16 protein-coding genes are annotated in these 16,857 nt (G+C 66.7%); 6 read left to right on the forward strand and 10 right to left on the reverse strand.

The features are described 5' to 3' along the window. The coding region (locus AC1DYM_RS10360) for a hypothetical protein (protein WP_477337977.1) at nucleotides 1–944 on the reverse strand (944 nt) is incomplete at its 3' end. 172 nt (nucleotides 945–1,116) lie between these two features. Here AC1DYM_RS10360 and AC1DYM_RS10365 point away from each other — a divergent pair. Then, entirely contained in the window at nucleotides 1,117–3,234 is a 2,118-nt protein-coding gene (locus tag AC1DYM_RS10365) for a TonB-dependent receptor (RefSeq protein WP_477337979.1), read from the forward strand. Between the two features lie 57 nt (nucleotides 3,235–3,291). Next, the gene (locus tag AC1DYM_RS10370; RefSeq protein WP_477337981.1) at nucleotides 3,292–4,485 is read left to right on the forward strand and encodes a class I SAM-dependent methyltransferase; all 1,194 of its coding nucleotides are present in this window, start codon (nucleotides 3,292–3,294) and stop codon (nucleotides 4,483–4,485) included. Between the two features lie 111 nt (nucleotides 4,486–4,596). On the opposite strand, the gene AC1DYM_RS10375 is transcribed toward AC1DYM_RS10370, so the two are convergent. From AC1DYM_RS10375 to AC1DYM_RS10385, 3 genes are read right to left on the reverse strand one after another with little or no spacing between them, the layout of a single operon-like run. Continuing rightward, nucleotides 4,597–5,823, reverse strand: a complete 1,227-nt coding sequence (locus AC1DYM_RS10375) for a multifunctional CCA addition/repair protein (protein WP_477337983.1) — start codon at nucleotides 5,821–5,823, stop codon at nucleotides 4,597–4,599. Nucleotides 5,824–5,830: 7 nt separating this feature from the next. Further along, nucleotides 5,831–6,772, reverse strand: coding sequence for a complex I NDUFA9 subunit family protein (locus AC1DYM_RS10380; protein ID WP_477337985.1), 942 nt, complete (start codon nucleotides 6,770–6,772; stop codon nucleotides 5,831–5,833). Beyond that, a complete protein-coding gene (locus AC1DYM_RS10385; protein WP_477337987.1) occupies nucleotides 6,769–8,886 on the reverse strand; it encodes a transglycosylase SLT domain-containing protein in 2,118 nt (705 codons plus the stop codon). The genes AC1DYM_RS10380 and AC1DYM_RS10385 overlap by 4 nt, the downstream gene beginning before the upstream one ends. Before the next feature lie 120 nt (nucleotides 8,887–9,006). Between AC1DYM_RS10385 and AC1DYM_RS10390 the strand changes: the two genes are divergently transcribed. Continuing rightward, nucleotides 9,007–10,641, forward strand: a complete 1,635-nt coding sequence (locus AC1DYM_RS10390; protein ID WP_477337989.1) for a glycoside hydrolase family 17 protein — start codon at nucleotides 9,007–9,009, stop codon at nucleotides 10,639–10,641. Between the two features lie 6 nt (nucleotides 10,642–10,647). On the opposite strand, the gene AC1DYM_RS10395 is transcribed toward AC1DYM_RS10390, so the two are convergent. From AC1DYM_RS10395 to AC1DYM_RS10415, 5 genes are all read right to left on the reverse strand, one after another. Beyond that, entirely contained in the window at nucleotides 10,648–11,028 is a 381-nt protein-coding gene (locus AC1DYM_RS10395; protein ID WP_477337991.1) for a hypothetical protein, read from the reverse strand. Between the two features lie 8 nt (nucleotides 11,029–11,036). Continuing rightward, the gene (locus AC1DYM_RS10400; protein WP_477337993.1) at nucleotides 11,037–11,849 is read right to left on the reverse strand and encodes an endonuclease/exonuclease/phosphatase family protein; all 813 of its coding nucleotides are present in this window, start codon (nucleotides 11,847–11,849) and stop codon (nucleotides 11,037–11,039) included. 90 nt (nucleotides 11,850–11,939) lie between these two features. Next, nucleotides 11,940–12,593, reverse strand: a complete 654-nt coding sequence (locus AC1DYM_RS10405; RefSeq protein ID WP_477337994.1) for a thiol:disulfide interchange protein DsbA/DsbL — start codon at nucleotides 12,591–12,593, stop codon at nucleotides 11,940–11,942. 30 nt (nucleotides 12,594–12,623) lie between these two features. Next, entirely contained in the window at nucleotides 12,624–13,508 is an 885-nt protein-coding gene (locus tag AC1DYM_RS10410; protein WP_477337996.1) for a thiol:disulfide interchange protein DsbA/DsbL, read from the reverse strand. A 75-nt stretch (nucleotides 13,509–13,583) separates the two neighbouring features. Continuing rightward, nucleotides 13,584–14,396 carry a c-type cytochrome gene (locus AC1DYM_RS10415; RefSeq protein ID WP_477337998.1) on the reverse strand — a complete coding sequence of 271 codons (813 nt, stop codon included), beginning with the start codon at nucleotides 14,394–14,396 and terminating at the stop codon, nucleotides 13,584–13,586. A 173-nt stretch (nucleotides 14,397–14,569) separates the two neighbouring features. Between AC1DYM_RS10415 and yihA the strand changes: the two genes are divergently transcribed. Continuing rightward, nucleotides 14,570–15,214 carry a ribosome biogenesis GTP-binding protein YihA/YsxC gene (gene yihA, locus AC1DYM_RS10420; protein ID WP_477338000.1) on the forward strand — a complete coding sequence of 215 codons (645 nt, stop codon included), beginning with the start codon at nucleotides 14,570–14,572 and terminating at the stop codon, nucleotides 15,212–15,214. 30 nt (nucleotides 15,215–15,244) lie between these two features. Here yihA and AC1DYM_RS10425 read toward each other — a convergent pair whose 3' ends face one another. Next, nucleotides 15,245–15,733 (reverse strand): GAF domain-containing protein, encoded by a 489-nt coding sequence (locus AC1DYM_RS10425; RefSeq protein WP_477338002.1) that lies wholly within the window; start codon nucleotides 15,731–15,733, stop codon nucleotides 15,245–15,247. Between the two features lie 75 nt (nucleotides 15,734–15,808). Here AC1DYM_RS10425 and bioD point away from each other — a divergent pair, with 75 nt between their 5' ends. Both bioD and AC1DYM_RS10435 read left to right on the forward strand, forming a co-directional pair. Then, entirely contained in the window at nucleotides 15,809–16,480 is a 672-nt protein-coding gene (gene bioD / locus AC1DYM_RS10430; protein ID WP_477338004.1) for a dethiobiotin synthase, read from the forward strand. Nucleotides 16,481–16,516: 36 nt separating this feature from the next. After that, a complete protein-coding gene (locus tag AC1DYM_RS10435) occupies nucleotides 16,517–16,852 on the forward strand; it encodes a hypothetical protein (protein ID WP_477338006.1) in 336 nt (111 codons plus the stop codon). The last annotated feature ends 5 nt before the right edge of the window (nucleotides 16,853–16,857 follow it).

A 16,857-nucleotide genomic window follows, 5' to 3' on the forward strand; every position in this document is an offset into this window, starting at 1 on the left:
GTTTTCTTCGCGGGCGCCCGACGGGCGGTCACTTTTTTCGTGGCCTTGCTTGTCGCCTTGGCGGTCGCCTTCTTCGTGGCTGGCTTGGCTACCTTGGTTGCCTTGGTCGCGGCGGATTTGCGGGCGACGGTTTTCTTGGTCGTGGCGCGCTTGCGTGTGGCCGCGGGCGAGGTCTTGCGGGCGGCTGTCTTCGTGGTGGGCGGATCGCCGGCGGAGCCGGCTCCTACAAGGGCTTTCGCCGCGTCGGAGGTGACGGACTCCTTCCGGGCGCGCGACGTCTTGCCGGGCTCGCGGCCGTCCGGATCACTGCCGTCGGGATTGTCGTCGATGTGGATCTCGCCGCTGAACAGGTCGATCGCGGTCTTCGCCACCTGCCCCGTGTCGTAGTAAGCATAGGCACCGACGCCAAGGGCGCCGACCACCGGCAGCCAGCGGGAAATGCCCTTGCCGACGGCGCGCTTGGAGACGCTGACGCCGATGCGGCCAGCCAGCCGCTGCAACACGCTGGTGGCGGTGGTGCGGAAGACAAGGCGATCGCCGACCCGGATGGCGACATCACGGAAGGCTTGGGCGGCGGTGTGGCGGAACAGGCACCAGAGCATCTGCTCGCGGCCCAGTTTCGGCGTCTTGCCGTAAGCGGCGGCGATATCGCTGACCAGCTGGCCCTGGATGCGCCAGATGGCGACGAGTTCGGGCAGCACGGTGAGCCAGCCCAGCGGACCTGGGGGCAGGGCGAGCGAGCCGGCGGTGATGGCGGCCTTCTGCGCGGCGGATGAGGCCAGTCGGCGACATTCCTCGGCAGCGTCGCCCTTCACTCGGGGAACCTCACTGTCGGGAATGCGGCTGACGAACTCGAGGATCGCCTTGGCGACAGGGCTCTCGCCGCGATCGGCGGACACGGGAACGATCTCTTTCGAGGTCGAGGTAGGGTCCTTTTTGGCCATCGGTCTCTCCGGGCATGCGATGGCAAGCATCGTCGCGTGGCCTGCGTGAGTCCGCCATGAAGCGAAAGGGCGATGAAACCCCGTCGGGCGGATAGTGACTTCCGGCGGATTTCCCCCATCCTCCGATTTCATTATGATACGTTATAACATCGCTACCCCAGAAGAGTCCCCGATGACCCCCGCTCGCCTCGCACTCTGCATCGCCCTTGCCCTGTCCGCCGCCCCCGCCTTCGCGGACGACGCCACTGACACCACCAACCCGCAGAAGGCCACGAACCTTGGCGAGGTCGATGTCACCGCCCGGCTCGACGAGGCGCGTAACAGCCTCTCGCCGGATACCGGCAGCAGCCAGTACGTCATGGATCGCCAGACGATCCAGGCCCTCCCACTCGGCGACTCCACCCCGCTCAACCAGGTCATCCTGCAGGCGCCGGGCGTGGTCCAGGACTCCTACGGCCAGCTGCATGTGCGCGGCGATCACGCCAACCTGCAGTACCGCATCAACGGCGTGCTGATCCCGGAAAGCATCGGCGGCTTCGGCCAGACGCTCGACGCGCGCATGATCGACAACGTGAAGCTGCTCACCGGCGCGCTCCCCGCGCAGTACGGCGAGCGCACCGCGGCCATCGTCGACATCACCACGCGTACCCCCAAAGACGGCATCGGCGGCACCGTCGGCATCACCGGTGGCCAATTCGGCACGCTGAACCCTAACGCCACGCTGTTCGGCAAGACGGGCGACTGGAGCTTCTTCCTCACGGCCAATTATCTCGAGAACGACGTTGGCATCGAGAACCCGACCGCCAGCCGCAAGGCGGTGCACGACCACACCAACCAGGTGAAAGCGTTCGGCGACGTTTCCTACCTCATCAATAACGACACACGCCTGAGCTTCATGTTCGGCGTGACCAACAACCGCTTCGAGATCCCGAACAATCCGGGCCAGACGCCGCAGTTCGGCTATCTGGACGTGACCAATTTCGACTCGGCGCAGCTCAATGAGCGCCAGCAGGAAAAGACGCGCTTCGGCGTCCTCAGCCTTCAGGGCAAGATGGGCGAGACGGCTTACCAGGTGTCGGCCGGCGAGCGTTACAGCAGCCTGGACTTCACGCCGGACGATATCGGCGACCTGATGTTCAACGGCGTCGCTTCGGACGTACGTCGGGCCAACCGCGCCAGCACCCTGCAGGCCGATTTCTCCACGCCGTTGGGTGACAACCACACGCTGCGCTACGGCATGTACGGCTCCTTCGAGCGTGCGTCGTCGAGCAACGACGCGATGGTCTTCCCGGCCGATGACGACGGCAACCAGACCTCGACCACGCCGCTTAACATCGTGGACTCCAGCCGCATCCTCGCGCGCACCTATGCGGTGTACCTGCAGGACGAATGGAGCATTGGCGACAAGTGGACGGTCAACTACGGCGTGCGTGGCGATCGCTACGAAGCCTTTCGCACCGAGAGCCAGCTGAGCCCACGCCTCGGCCTGGTTTATCAGGCGACCGACAGCACCACGATTCACGCAGGCTACTCGCGTTACTTCACGCCGCCGGCTAGTGAGCAGATCAGCCCGACCTCGATCGCGAAATTCGCCGGCACGACCAATGCGCTTCCGGACAACGGCGACGATACCCCTCTGGCCGAACGCTCGAGCTATTACGACATCGGCATTTCGCAGAAGATCGGCGACAAGTGGACCGTGGGCCTCGACAGCTACTATCGCAAGGTCTCGCGCATCCAGGATGAAGGGCAGTTCGGTACGGCGCTGGTCTACTCGACCTTCAACTACGACCAGGGTCGCATCAAGGGCAGCGAGCTGACGGTGAACTACACCGACGGCGCGCTCACGGCGTACTTCAACTTTGCGTACAACCGCTCGGTCGGCAAGCGGATCATCACGGGTCAGTACAACTTCAACCCGGACGATCTCGCCTACATCTACAACAACTACATCCACCTCGATCACGACCAGAAGTACACCTCCTCGGGTGGCATCAGCTATGCCTTCTCCGAAGGCACCCGTGTCGGCGCGGATTACCTGTTCGGTTCGGGCCTGCGTCGCGACGGCGCGGTGCCGAACGGCGATACGCTACCGGGCTACTTCCAGCTCAACCTCAGCGTGGCGCACGACTTCGACCTGACCAGCATCGGCAAGACCCACGCCCAGCTGGCCCTGGTCAACGCGCTGGACCGTACCTACGAGATCCGTGACGGCTCCGGTATCGGCGTCGGCGCGCCGCAGTTCGGTCCGCGCCGTGGCGTGTTCCTGTCGTTGCAGCAGGATTTCTGATCGGCCCCGGGATGCCGCGCTCCTGAACCGGGGCGCGGCATCCGTTATCCTGAGGGCATGAACGCCAAGCTTCCCGAACCCGGCGCCGACGAGCGCGCCCACTCCGATCATCTTTCCGCCCTGCTGCGCGAGGAAATCGCCTCCCACGGGCCGATGACTTTCTCGCGCTTCATGGAGCGCTGCCTGTACACACCAGGCCTCGGCTATTACAGCGCGGGCAAGGCCAAGTTCGGCGGGGATGGCGACTTCGTCACCGCGCCGGAGATCGGCACGCTCTTCGCCCGTTGCGTGGTGCGCGCGTTCGAGCCGGTACTTGCCTCCCTGGGCCCCGACGCCGACTTCCTCGAACTGGGCGGCGGCAGCGGTGCCTTCGCCGAAGCGGCCTTGCTGGCCCTCGATGCCGCGGGTCGTTTACCGCGACGCTTCATGATCCTCGAGCCCAGTGCCGATCTTCGCGAACGTCAGCGCGAGCGTCTGCATGCCGCCTTGCCAGCCGAACTGTTCGCCCGTGCGGTGTGGCTCGACGGCCCGCCGGAGCAGGACTGGGACGGTGTGCTCTTCGCCAACGAAGTGATCGACGCGCTGCCGACCACGCGCTTCACGGTACGCGATGGCGAGGTCTACGAGGAGTACGTGGTCCTGGACGGCGACGGTCGCTTTCATCGCACGGACCGGCCTGCCGATGCGCTGGTCAGCGGCGCCGTGCGTCACGTCGAGCGCGATCTCGGTCGTGATTTCGAGAACGGCTATCGCACCGAGATTCTCCCGCAGTTGCCGTACTGGATGCAGGCGGTCGCGGGTTCGCTCCGGCGTGGCGCGATGTTGTTCGCCGACTACGGCTACACCCGCAACGAGTTCTATCTGCCGGAGCGTACGGACGGCACCTTGCGTGCGTTCTATCGCCATCGCATGCACGGCGACGCGTTCTACCTGCCCGGTCTGCAGGACCTCACGGCCTCGGTGGACTTCACGGGTCTCGCCGAAGCGGGCAACAACGCCGGTTTCGGCGTCGCGGCGTACATGCCACAGGCACCGTTCCTGCTGGCCGCAGGCATGCAGGAGTTCTTCGAGAACGACTACCTGATGCTCACCGACGAAGCCGCGCGCTACCGGCTCGCCCAGGAAGTGAAGAAGCTGACCTTGCCCGAGCAGATGGGCGAGCGCTTCCAGGTGATGCTGTTCGCCAAGGGCATCGAAGCCTCGGCCCTGCCCGAAGGCATCCTCGCCGCGGACCAGGGCTCACGCCTGTAAACCCGCGCTCTTGGTAGGAGCCGATGCATCGGCGATCCCGCGGCAGCGGGCCGGGTCGCCGCGAGCACCCGATCGCCGATGAATCGGCTCCTACACAAAGCGGGCCCCGGATCAGGCAGGCTTTGGCACAGCCGCAATCGCCTGGGCCTGCGCCTTCTTCATCGCCTCGCCAATCGCCTGCCCATGCAACCCCTGATCGACAAACGGCTGCGACGTGATCGCAGCCGCCGCCTTACGGCAGTCGCGAAGAAACGCTGCCTGCGGGTACGGCGCATCCTCACTGCCCAGTCGGCCCTGCTTGTCCGCCATGCAGGCCAGCAAAAAGGTTTCCAGGCGCTCGGGTCGGCGTAGTGCGCCGAGCGCATCGAGCAGGCGCAGGATTGTCGTTGGCTTCAGTTCGAAGGCCATGTGCGCATTGAGATGGTGCTTGCAGACGAGCTCGGCCATCGACGCGTACTCGACCGGTACTTTCAGTCGTGCCGAGATCGCGCGCACAGGCTCGATACCACGTTGCTCATGCATGATGTGGCGAGGCAGCACATCGGCCGGCGTCAGGGCCTTGCCCAGGTCGTGGGTGAGTGCGCACCAGCCGACCAGTGCGTCGCCCGGTGCCAGCCGCGCGGCGGCGTCGAGCACCAGCTCGACGTGAATGCCCGTGTCCACTTCGGGATGAAACTCGGGCCGCTGCGGTACGCCGTACAGCGCATCCACTTCGGGAAACAGCACACGCAGTGCGCCGCTCTCGCGAAGCACGCGGAGGAAGACCGAGGGCGAAGGTTCGGCCAATGCCTTGCGCGTCTCTGCCCAGACACGCTCCGGCACCAGATGATCGATTTCGCCGTCGTCGACCATGCGGCGCATCAGCGCCATGGTTTCGTCGGCCACACGGAAACCGAGCGGCGCATAGCGGGCCGCGAAACGCGCCACGCGAAGCAGGCGGACCGGGTCCTCGACGAAGGCAGCGGACACGTGACGGAGCGTGCGCGAGGCGATATCGGCGACGCCGCCGAAGGGATCGACCAGGCGGCCGTCTTCGTGCTGCGCGATCGCATTGATCGTCAGGTCGCGCCGCTCGAGATCCTGTTCCACCGTGACGCCAGGGTCGGCGTGGAAGGCGAAGCCGTGGTAGCCGCGCCCGGTCTTGCGTTCGGTGCGCGCGAGCGCGTATTCCTCCTTGGTGTCGCCGTGGAGGAAAACGGGAAAGTCCTTGCCGACGGCCTTGTAACCGGTGGACAGCATCTCCTCGGGCGTAGCGCCCACGACCACCCAATCGCGATCGACGACAGGGCGGCCCAGGAGCTTGTCGCGGACAGCGCCGCCGACGAGATAGATATCCATGCGGAGGTCAGTGGTGGTGACGCGCGCGCGCGTCGTCCAAGCGGCGCTGGCGAACGGGTTTGCCGAGGAGGCGGGGCAGCCACGCGGAAAACGACTGCGGCACGATACCCAACTGGGCGAGGCCATCGACCTTGCCGACCGAATCGGTGCGCAGCGTGCGGAAGTTGTCCGGTGTGAACGGCTTGCCCGGCGCGAACTGGGCGAGCTGCGCTTGTAACCGGCCCAGCGCATCAGGCATCGGAACGACCCAGCGACGACGGCCGCGTGCATCGCGAATGGCCCGTACCACGTCGATCAACGACACGGTCTCGCGGCCGTAGAGTTCGAAGGTACGCAGTACCGAGATGGCCGGATCGGCGACCGCACGCGCCATGGCCTCGACCACGTCGCCCACGTAGACCGGTGCGATCTTCGCGTTGGGACGGGGCAGCGGTATCACCGGCGCGATCGCCATGAGTTTGTCGAAGCGGGAGACCAGGCCATCGTTCGGTCCGAAGATCGTGCTCGGTTGGTAGATGGTCCAGTCGAGCGTGGAGGCCTTCACCAGTGCTTCGGCTTCACCGCGCGTACGCAGGTAGGACGACAGGCCCTGGCCGGCTTTCAGCGAACTCATCTGGTGAAACCGATGGACGCCGGTGTCACGACAGGCCTCGACGAGCAGGCGCGTCAGGCCCACATGGGCGCGTTCGAACGTATGGCGGCCACTTTCGTTGAGGATGCCGACGAGGTTGATCACGGCGTCCGCGCCGGCCACGTGGCGGCGTAGGGTGGCAGCGTCGTAGACATCGGCGCTGGCGACGGTGACGTTGCGGCCGACGACGCTATGACGGCGGCCCTGGCGATTTCGCGAAAGCAGGATCAGTTCGTGCCCATCCGCCGCGAGTCGCGGCACGAGCGCGCCACCGACGAAACCGGTGGCGCCGAGCAAGACGATCCGCTGGGGTTTCATGGCTGGGCATCCGGTGAGGCGGGCGCCGACGACGCTGCGGCCGGTGCCGGCTGCAGGGCGGCAGGCGCCGCGGGAGCGGTGTCACGTCCGCTTCGGGCGGCGGCCGCCGCGGGTGCCGGGCAGGTGACCGGCTTGCGCAGGGCGCCTGACGAGGGCAGCGCATAGGTGCTGCCGATCCGGGTCATCCGCGAACTGATCGGCAGTGCGTTGCCGGTGAGGCGCCAGTCGTAGATCACAGCGAACGCCATCACGCGGGCGACGTACTCGCGCGTTTCCTTATAGGGGATGCTGACGACGAACAGGTCCGGGTCCAGCGTGCCGCGGGCAGTCAGCCACTGGTCGACCTTGTTCGGGCCGGCGTTGTACGCCGCGCTGGCCAGCCAGGGGGCGCCGTTGTAACGCTCGGCCATCTGCGAGAGATAGCGCGTACCCAGCACGATGTTGGTGGCCGGGTCGTACAGGCTGTCGCCGCCGGACCAGGTGAGTCCATTGCGCTTGGCCACGAGCGAGGCCGTGCCGGGAAGCAGCTGCATGAGCCCACGCGCATCCGCGCCGGAACGGGCATCCGTCATCCAGGCGCTTTCGGCGCGAATGATCGCGTAGGCCCAGGGTGCTTCGATGCCGGCCTGGCTGGCCTGCTCGACCACGCCGTCCTGGCGGGCCAGCGGAAAACGCTGTTCGTAAAGGCGCAGTGCGTCGCCCGACGACAAGCCGAAGACCGCGCGGTCGTACCAACCCTTGCGGAAGGCGAGATCGGCGGCGAGACGCTGGGTATCGGCGTCGCGCCCGGCCAGCGCGGCTGTCCATTCGCGACGGCCCTGCTTCTGCAGGCCCACCGCATACAGCTCGAAGGCACGATCGAGACCGGGGTCGGCGAGCAGGGCGGCCTCGCGGCGTTCGTCGGTCGCCATGGTCGACGGGCAGATGGCGTAAGCCGAATCGATGCGATCGGCGGCAAGGAAACCGAAGTACGTCGCTTCCTGGGACACCGACTGGTACAGCGCCTTCGCTTCGCCCTGCCGGCCGAGCTTGCCGAGCACCAGTGCGCGGAAGTAACGCCATTCGCCGTCGTCTTTCTGGGCTTCTCCCAAGGCATCCAGCGCGGCGAGAGCCGCCGTCCAGTCCTGCCGTGCCAGCGCCACGCGCACGCGCCACTCCCGCGTGGCGTCGGTCTGCGCGCCCGGCGGCAAGCCGGCGAGGCGGTCCAGGGCGGACTCATCAAAGTCCGTCGCGTGAAACAACGCCAGCGCGTTTTCGATCGCACCGCGCTGTTGCTCACTCAGGGTGAAATGCGAGGACAGCGAACTCCACGCGCCATCGGCGACCGTCGACTGCTTACGTGCCATGCGCTGCAAGGCGAGCGTCACGGCCTGTCGGTGGCGCGGCGTGTCGGGCCAGTTCGCCGCATCGCGCAGTGCTGTCGCCGGATCGTTGAGGGCCTGCGCGATACGCTGGGCGACGATGGCATCATCGGCGGGCAGCCACGGGGCCAGGGCGGCCACGGTGCCACCCTTGCCGGCATCGGCGGCGGCCTGGATGCGTGTCCAGACACGCTCGGGCGTCAGCAGGCCCTGGTCGTGGGCGGCGGAGAGCACCGGGTCACAGGCATTGGGCAGGCTGGCCTTTTTCCACAGGTCGGCAAGGTCACGCTCGAAGACCAGGGGCTCGCCGCGCGACAGCTTCGCCTGCAGGGCGAAGCAGGTCAGCGCATCGCCCAGGCCGGGCTGGTACATCGCACTGAACGTGGCCCAGTCCTTGCGGCGGGCGAGTTCGCCGAGGTAGTCCTTGCGCAGGTCGGCAGCAGGAATCAGCCCGGGATAGCGGGCCAGGTAAGCCTCGACAGGGGCGCGATCGAGCGTGCGCAGGTCGTGCTCCAGCGAGGCCGCTTCCAGGTAAGGGAACAGCACGTAGCCCTCCAGGCCCGTCGCCTGCGCCCGCCATCCGTCACCCCCTTGCTGGGCCGCGGCGTAGGCCTGGCGAAACCGGGCCCGCTCGGCGTCCGTACCGCTGGCCGAAGCGGAGAACGCGGCGGTCAGGCTGCAGACCGCGAGGACGAGTCCGCCAAGCAGGCGAAGGGAGCGATCGACGCGTCGTGCTGCCGGGGCGGATGCCATCGGGTCTTCCTTTACTTAGGACTTATCGCCCGATTGTAAGGGAAGGCGGTGCGCACTTCGGATGAACGGTCGCCCCGCCCCGGAATCGCCCTCACGCCGTGGGCCCGTTAAGCTAGCGGGATGCCGCCCCTCACGCCCTACGCGCGCCTTGCGCGCCCGCTCGCATGGATCCTCCTCGTTGCCGCCGCCCTGTTCGGTGCCGGTTACTGGTGGACGCTCGGTCGCCCGATCCCGCTCCCGGACTCGCCGACGACGCGTATTGCCTGCGTTTCCTATGCGCCGTTCCGGCTCAAGGGCGAGAACCCGATGGACCCGCACGCCTTCGTGTCGCGCGAACGCGTTGAGGAGGATCTCAAAGCCTTGTCCACGCGATTCGACTGCGTGCGCACCTATGCGATGAACCAGGGCCTCGAAGCCGTGCCGGATATCGCCGGGCGCTACGGCATGAAAGTCCTGATGGGTGTGTGGCTGGGCCGCGATCCGGTCGCGAACGAAGAACAGATCAAGCTTGCCCTGAGCGCTGCCCGGCGCGATCACGACACGCTCCGCGGCATCGTTGTCGGCAACGAAGTGCTGCTGCGCGGCGAGCTGTCGCCCAAGGCGTTGGGCGCGTACATCGCGCGTGTGAACGCGGCGACGGATGTGCCGGTGACCTATGCCGATGTCTGGGAGTTCTGGAAGAAGCATCCGGAGCTGGCCAAGGACACCGACTACATCACGATCCACATCCTTCCGTATTGGGAGGACGAACCCGTGGCGCCCGCCGACGCCGTGCACCACGTGGCCGATGTGTACCAGGCCATGAAGAAGGAATTCCCCGGCAAGTCGATCATGATCGGTGAAACCGGCTGGCCGAGTCAGGGCCGTACGCGACGCGATGCGAGCGCGAGCCTGGTCAACGAAGCGCGTTACATGCGCGAGTTCCTCAACTACGCCGCCACCGTCGACATGCCGTACAACGTCATCGAGGCGTTCGACCAGCCGTGGAAGCGCGACCTCGAGGGGACCGTGGGCGGGTACTGGGGCATTTTCGATGTTGATGCCAAGCCCAAGTTCGCCATGCAGGGCCCCATCGTCGAAGAGCCGCGCTGGGCCTGGGCGATCGGCGCCGGCGGTATCGGCGCGCTGCTGTTCCTCATCGTCGGTGCGTTCCGCCGACGCTGGCACGGCGCATCGGGCTGGCTCGCACTGATGCTCGCGGGGTTCGCCACGGGCACGGCGCTGGCGGCGCATGCGCGCCTTCTGCTTTTTACCGCCCGCAACGACGTCGAATGGGCCACGGGCACGATCATCGCGGTCCTGGCACTACTGACCGCGCTGTCGCTGTCGCGCGCCATCGCATCGCGTCTGGCTTCGCCGGTGAATCCCGCGGCGATCGCGCCGCGACCGGTCGAGCGCCGTCGTCTGGGCATCGACTGGTCGGATGCCTTCACGCCGCAACGGTTCTTCTGGATGTTCGTGCTGGCGCTCTACGGCATCCTGATGGTGTTCAACGGCCGATACCGCGATTTCCCGATCGGCCTCTTCGCCTTGCCATGCGTCGGCTTCCTGCTGCTCGCCATCCTGCGCACGCGCGAGGACGTCCTCATGCCGATGGTCGAGGAACGGCTGCTCGGCATCTGGATCGTCGGCCTCGGCGTCGCGGTCGTGGTGCAGGAGCTGGGTGCGAACGCCGTCTCCTGGGGCTGGATGCTGCTCAACCTCGCACTGGCCTTGCCCGTATTGCTGGCGTGGTACCGGGCGAGGCGCGAGTAAACCCCGTCAGTCGGTGACGGCGACCTGCTGCCGGTCGTACTGCACGCGAACCAGCCGCAGTACGCCGATCAGCAGCGCCAGTGCGCCGCCCTCGTAGCAGTACAGCTGCAGCGCGATGACGCCGGCGCAGGCGGCAAGCACGGCGGCGGCCGTGTTACGCCAGAACAGCGCGACGAGCGCGATCAGTACGGCCGCATAGCCATAGCCGTAGCTGAGAAATCCCTGCACGACGAGCGTGCGGGTTCCACACCACCACGGGCCGCTGGCACCATCGCAGGCATGAGCCATCTCTGAGGGTTCGACAAAGCCGTAGCGAACCCACGTCGCTCCGAGGGCGGCGAGGACGATGATGGCCCAGGGCAGGGCGGCGCGCAGGCTCGGTTTCATGTAACGGGCTACCTTGGTCGGGATGCGCCGGCCGCCTCGGCGAGGGCGAGAGGCAGGCGGATTTCGGCGGCAAGCGGCAGATGATCCGAGAAGGCGCGGGGTAATGTCCACGTGCGATCGAGCTTGATGTCCGCCGAGGTCAGGATGTGATCGAGCGCGCGACGCGGTTTCCAGCTCGGGAAGGTGAGCGTGTGCACGGTCGGCATCTGCAGCGCCGTCTTGTCGAACAGCACGCGCATCTCGGGACTGGTCGGCTCGGTATTGAGATCGCCCATCAGCACGGCGTGCGGATAGGGTGCCAGCAACTCGGCGATGAAGGCGAGTTGGCCCAGGCGTGCCGCCGCGCCGAGCGACAGGTGGGCGACGACGATCACTAGCGCGTCGGTGCCTTCGCCAAATTTCACGAAGAGCGCGCCACGACCTTTGATCCGGCCCGGCAGCGGGTAATCGATGACTTCGCTGGGCTCGATGCGGCTGAGCAGGCCGTTTGCCGAATGCGCAACGCGCGCCATCGGCCGGTTCGGCTGGTGGCTCCAGAAGGGCATGCCTGCCGCTTCGGCGATGTAGCGCGTCTGGTTGAGGAATCCGGAACGCAGGCTTCCCGCATCCGCTTCCTGCAGGCCGACGACATCGAATTCATGGAGAAGCTCAGCCAGCGAATCGAGATTGGCCAGCTTCGATCGGCCGGGTAGGACGGCGTTGACGCTACGCGTGACGTAATCGCTGTAGCGCTGGACGCTGGCACCGGCGAGGATGTTGCAGCTCAGCAGGCGCAGGGTGCGCTCGGGAGCGGGAGAGGGATTCGGCGGAGAGCGGGTCATGGTGTTTCGCGATGGGTACCACGTCGGGCCGTGACTGCCGAGGATGCCCCCCGCCGTGTGAACGGGGGGCATCGGTATCGGCCCAGGGGCTTACTTGCCGCCCTTGAGTTCCTTATCCACGAGGAACAGCGTCATGCCGTTGAGCTCGTCGAAGTCCTTGAACTGCGCGGGGCGGTATTTGCCGTTGACGATGATCGACGGCGTGCCGTCCACGCCCCAGGCCTGGATCAGCTTGGTGTCGGCGATGATGCGGTCGTGCGTTTCCTTGCTGTCGGCGACGGCGAGGAACTTGGCCTTGTCCACGCCGGCCGTCTTTGCATACCAGTCGCCGAGCTCGTCGAGCGTGCGCAGCGGGTAATGCTCCTCATGGATGGCCTTGAACAGTGCCGCATGCGTCTTCGGCAGTACGCCGAGCTTCTGCGCGGCGTAGTAGGACTGTGCGTACGGCAGCCACGCATCGTTGAAGGCAGCCGGGATGGCGTGGAACACCACGCCCTTGGGCAGCTTCTTCTGCAGGTCCTCGACCTGCGCCTCGTAGTGCGCGCAGTGGATGCAGCCGTACGAGAACACTTCGACGACTTCGACCTTGCCGTCCTTCGGATCCAGGCGCACGGGCGTGGCGACGGTGGCGTACTGGTCGGCGGTGTAGGTGGCCGCCGTGGCGGTCGCCGGATCGGCGCCACCGGCCGAGCAGGCGGTGGCCAGGGTCAGGCCGACGAACAGGAACGAGAGGCGCTTGAGCATGAAAATCTCCGGGAGGGGTCGAGAACGCGGTTACTTACCCGCGGCTTCCTTGCTGACGAGCCACTGCGTGAGCTCGACGGCCTGCGGATAGCCACCGGCGCTGGCAGGCGACAGGCGGTACTTGCCATTGACGATGATCGCCGGTGTGCCATCGACCTCGTAAGCACGCACGAGTTCATCGGCGCGCTTCATCTTCGTGTTGATCGTGAAGGAATTGGCGGTGGCGACGAAGTCCTCTGCCTTGACGCCGTACTTCGCGTAGACCTTGGCCACATCGTCGATGGTCGGCCAGGCGGACTGCGGCTTCCGGCGATCGCCGCTGCTGTCCATGATGCTGAGCGAACCCTTGTTCACCGCGTCGAACATGGCGTCGTGGCCCTGCTTCTCCACGCCGAGGGCCTGGGCGGTGAGGAAAGCGCGCTGCAGCAGCGGCCAGTTCTCATCCGGTCGGAACGAGGCGGGCGTATAAGTCATGACCGCGCCACGGGGCAGGTCCTTAGCCAGCTGGTCGACCAGGCCGTTGAACTGGTAGCAGAACGGGCAGCCGTAGGAGAACACCTCGGTGACTTCGATCTTGCCCGGCGAGCTGGTCGGCTGCGCGGGGTCGATACGGAAGTAGTTCTTGCCCTCGACCCATTTGCCGTCATCGACGAAGGGCTTCGGTGCCGGGCGGTTGGCGTCGTCGGCATCGGTTGCCGGGGCGGCGACCGGAGCGGCCACGGCAGCAGCGGTACCGGCAGCGGCGGGTGAGGCGGTGGCGGCGGTCGAGGCCGGTGCAGGCGCGGTCGCGGCGGGGGCGGCCGCGGTGGCGGCAGGCGGGGGAGTCGGGGTGGTCGCGGCGGTATCGTTGTTGCCGGAGCCGCAGGCGGCCAGGGCGATCAGGGCGGTGCAGAGCAGGGGAAGGCGCAGACGCATCGGGGATTCCTTTTCTAACCTTCTAAACGAGAACGGGCCCGAAGGGGCCCGTTCGATCTTCCAACTTTAACGCCATCAGCGCGTCGCGGGTGCGTCCGCCGCATCGTTCGTGTGCAGGCCTTCGATGTAGCTGGCCAGCGCGGCGATGTCTTTGTCGTCAAGTTTCTGCGCGATGGACGGCATGATCTTCGCGTGCGCGTCGTCGCCCCAGGCCGTGCCGTCGTGCCAGGACTTCAGTGTGGCCTCGACGTACTTGGCGTGCTGGCTGGTCAGCTGCGGGTACATGGCGCCGGGATTGCCGCGGCCGTCCGGCCCATGGCAAGCCATGCACGCGGGAATGCCGCGTGCGGTATCGCCTTCGCGATAAAGCGTTTGGCCCTGATCGACAAGCGCCTTGTCGGCGACGCCGGGCAGCGGCTTCTGCTTGGCGAAGTACGCGCCGATGTCGTGCATGTCCTGCGGCGTCAGTGGCGCGGCCATGCCCATCATGATCGGGTTCTGGCGCTTGCCTGCCTTGAAGTCGGTGAGCTGGCGGACGATGTACTGCTCGCTCTGGCCGGCGAGGCGCGGATTCTGGGCGTCGGTCGAATTGCCGTCCATGCCGTGGCACGCGCCGCAGGCGGCGGCCTTGCCCTGGCCTGCCGTGGCGTCGCCCGGCTTGACCGCGGCCGTCGCGTCGGCGCCGGGGGCGCTCGGCGCCACGGTGGCCGTCTCGGCCTTCGGCATGCCCGGTGTGGCCGGATCGGTCGCCGGATTCGCCCCTGGCTTCGCCGCGGTGGTCGCTGCCGCCGGCGCGGAGGCCGGTTTGGCAGGTGCTGCGGTCTGGGCCACAGCTACATTCATGACGAGCATCGCGGTGATGGCAGCGGCGGCGTGCCGAAACTTCATAAGTCTCTCCAAGGGGGGATGCTTCCGGATCGGGCGCGCTTCCCCACGCGCCGCAACCAAAAGATTATGAGGGGCCCGGGAGAGCCGGGTCAAACCGCACCAGCGCGCGACCGGGCGTGGTATCGCATACACTGCCCGACCATTGTTTTTCCCGCCCGGCGGGCTATCCCCCCATGTCTTCCAATCCGTTGAACGGCGCCACCTTCGTCCTGGCCGCCCACGAAATCGTCCAGCTGCCCTTCGACGAGGGTGCCGAGGTGGCGTTCGCCGGGCGCTCCAACGCCGGCAAGTCGAGCGCGCTCAACGCCTTGACGGGCCATAACGCCCTGGCGCGCACGTCCAAGACACCGGGACGCACCCAGTTGATGGTCGTGTTCGATCTGCCGCGGCTGAAAACCGAGGGCGCCGAGCCGCTCGACTGCCGGCTTGTCGACCTTCCCGGTTATGGCTACGCGAAAGTCCCCGAAGCCATGCGCAAGCATTGGCGCGGCGAGATCGACGCGTACCTGAAGATGCGCCGCAGCCTCCGCGGCATCGTCTTGATCGTGGATATCCGGCACGAGCTGAAAGAGTTCGACGCGACGATGCTCCAGTTCTGCGCCGACACCCAGCTGCCCTGCCATGTGCTGCTGACCAAGGCCGACAAGATTTCGCGCAGCCAGGCCCAGAAGGCGCTGGATGCGATGCGCAAGCATTTCCGCGACAACAACGTGCCGGGCACCGCGCAGGTGTTTTCCTCGAGCGCCAAGACGGGCGTCGAAGAAGCCCGCGCACGGGTCATGGAACTACTGGCAACACCGCGCCCGCACGAGCTCTGACCCGCTCCGCAGCGGTTCGGACGCCCTGGCTCAGGCCAGGGTCGCCATGAACACGCGGCAGAGCGCTTCCATCCCCTTGCGGTCTTCGTCGTCGAAGCGCGCGACGGACGGACTGTCCACGTCCCACACGCCGAGCAGGCTGCCGTCGGCCTTGACCAACGGCACCACGATTTCCGAATTGGACGCCGCGTCGCAGGCGATGTGGCCTTCGAACTCGTGCACATCCCGGATCAGCTGTGTCTCGCGCGTCTGCGCGGCCGTGCCACACACGCCACGCCCGATAGCGATACGAATGCAGGCCGGCTTGCCCTGGAACGGGCCGACGACCAGTTCCTTGCCGTCGAACAGGTAGAAGCCGGCCCAGTTGATGTCGGGCACGGCATCGAACACCAGGGCGGCGAAGTTCGCCGCATTGGCGATCATGTCCGGTTCGCCGGCGAGCAGCCCCCGGGCTTGTTCGACCAGCTCCGCGTACAGGGTGGCTTTGTCGTCGGTGGCGATGGCCTTGGCTTCGAACATGACGTTATCCGGTGAATTCGGTATCTGGGACCGTGTATGGTGCCACGTCCCCGCTCCCGCAAGGCTCCAGGCCCCATGTCACGACACTTCTTCGTGGCCGGTACCGACACCGGCATCGGCAAGACGCACGGCGCACAGACCCTCGTCTACGCGTTCCGCGAGACCGGTCAACGCGTCGTCGGCATGAAGCCGGTGGCCAGTGGCTCGGCCCGGCAGCCGGAGGGGCTGCGCAACCAGGATGCCCTCGACCTGCAGGCCGCCAGTTCGCCCACGCCACCTTACGAGTCGGTCAACCCGATCGCGCTGGAGGAGGCGGTCGCGCCCCATCTGGCCGCGGCCCGCGCGCGGCAGCCCATCGCATGGCCACCGCTCGACGCGGGCTTCGCCGCCCTCGTCCGTGACTACGACCGCGTCATCGTCGAGGGCGTCGGCGGCTGGATGGTGCCGTTGGCCGAAGGCATGTCCACCGAAGATATCCCGCGTCGCTGGAACCTCCCGGTGATCCTCGTGGTCGGTATTCGCCTTGGCTGCATCAGCCATGCACGGTTGACGGCGCGTGCCATCGAAGCGGACGGCTGCGTGCTCGCCGGGTGGATCGCCAACGTCATCGAATCGGACATGCCGCTGCGGGAGGAGAACATCGCCACGTTGCGCGACCTGTTGCCCGCACCCTGTCTCGGCGTGCTCCCGCATCGCGTGGCACCACGCGATGCGGCACTCCTGCTCGACCTCGACCTGCTCGGCTGACGGCAAATTCACGTCGACCGGCTTAACTAAGACCCCATGACGACCTACTTCCTCTCCGTAAAAGACATGAGCAAGGCCCGGGGCCCGGACCCCGAGCTTTCCTTCGAAGGCATCGGTCCGGAAAAACTGGCCGCCGACATCGCCGAGGCCATGCGCAGCGACGGCCTGTTCCAGCGCTGGCGCGCCAAGCAGCCGGAGCCGGACGAGGTCGATCCGAGCCTGGGCGTGACCGACGCAAGCGCGTCGGCGAAGGGTGAGCTTTCCAACGATCGCACCGATGTGCAGCTCACCACGAGCCTGCCGATGCGTCTCGTCAAGCATCGGCTGAACCTGTTGATCGGTTCGAGCTGGGAGTTGCGCGACACCCGCTGATCCGT

This window comes from Luteibacter sp. P1_D3, from assembly GCF_056406135.1.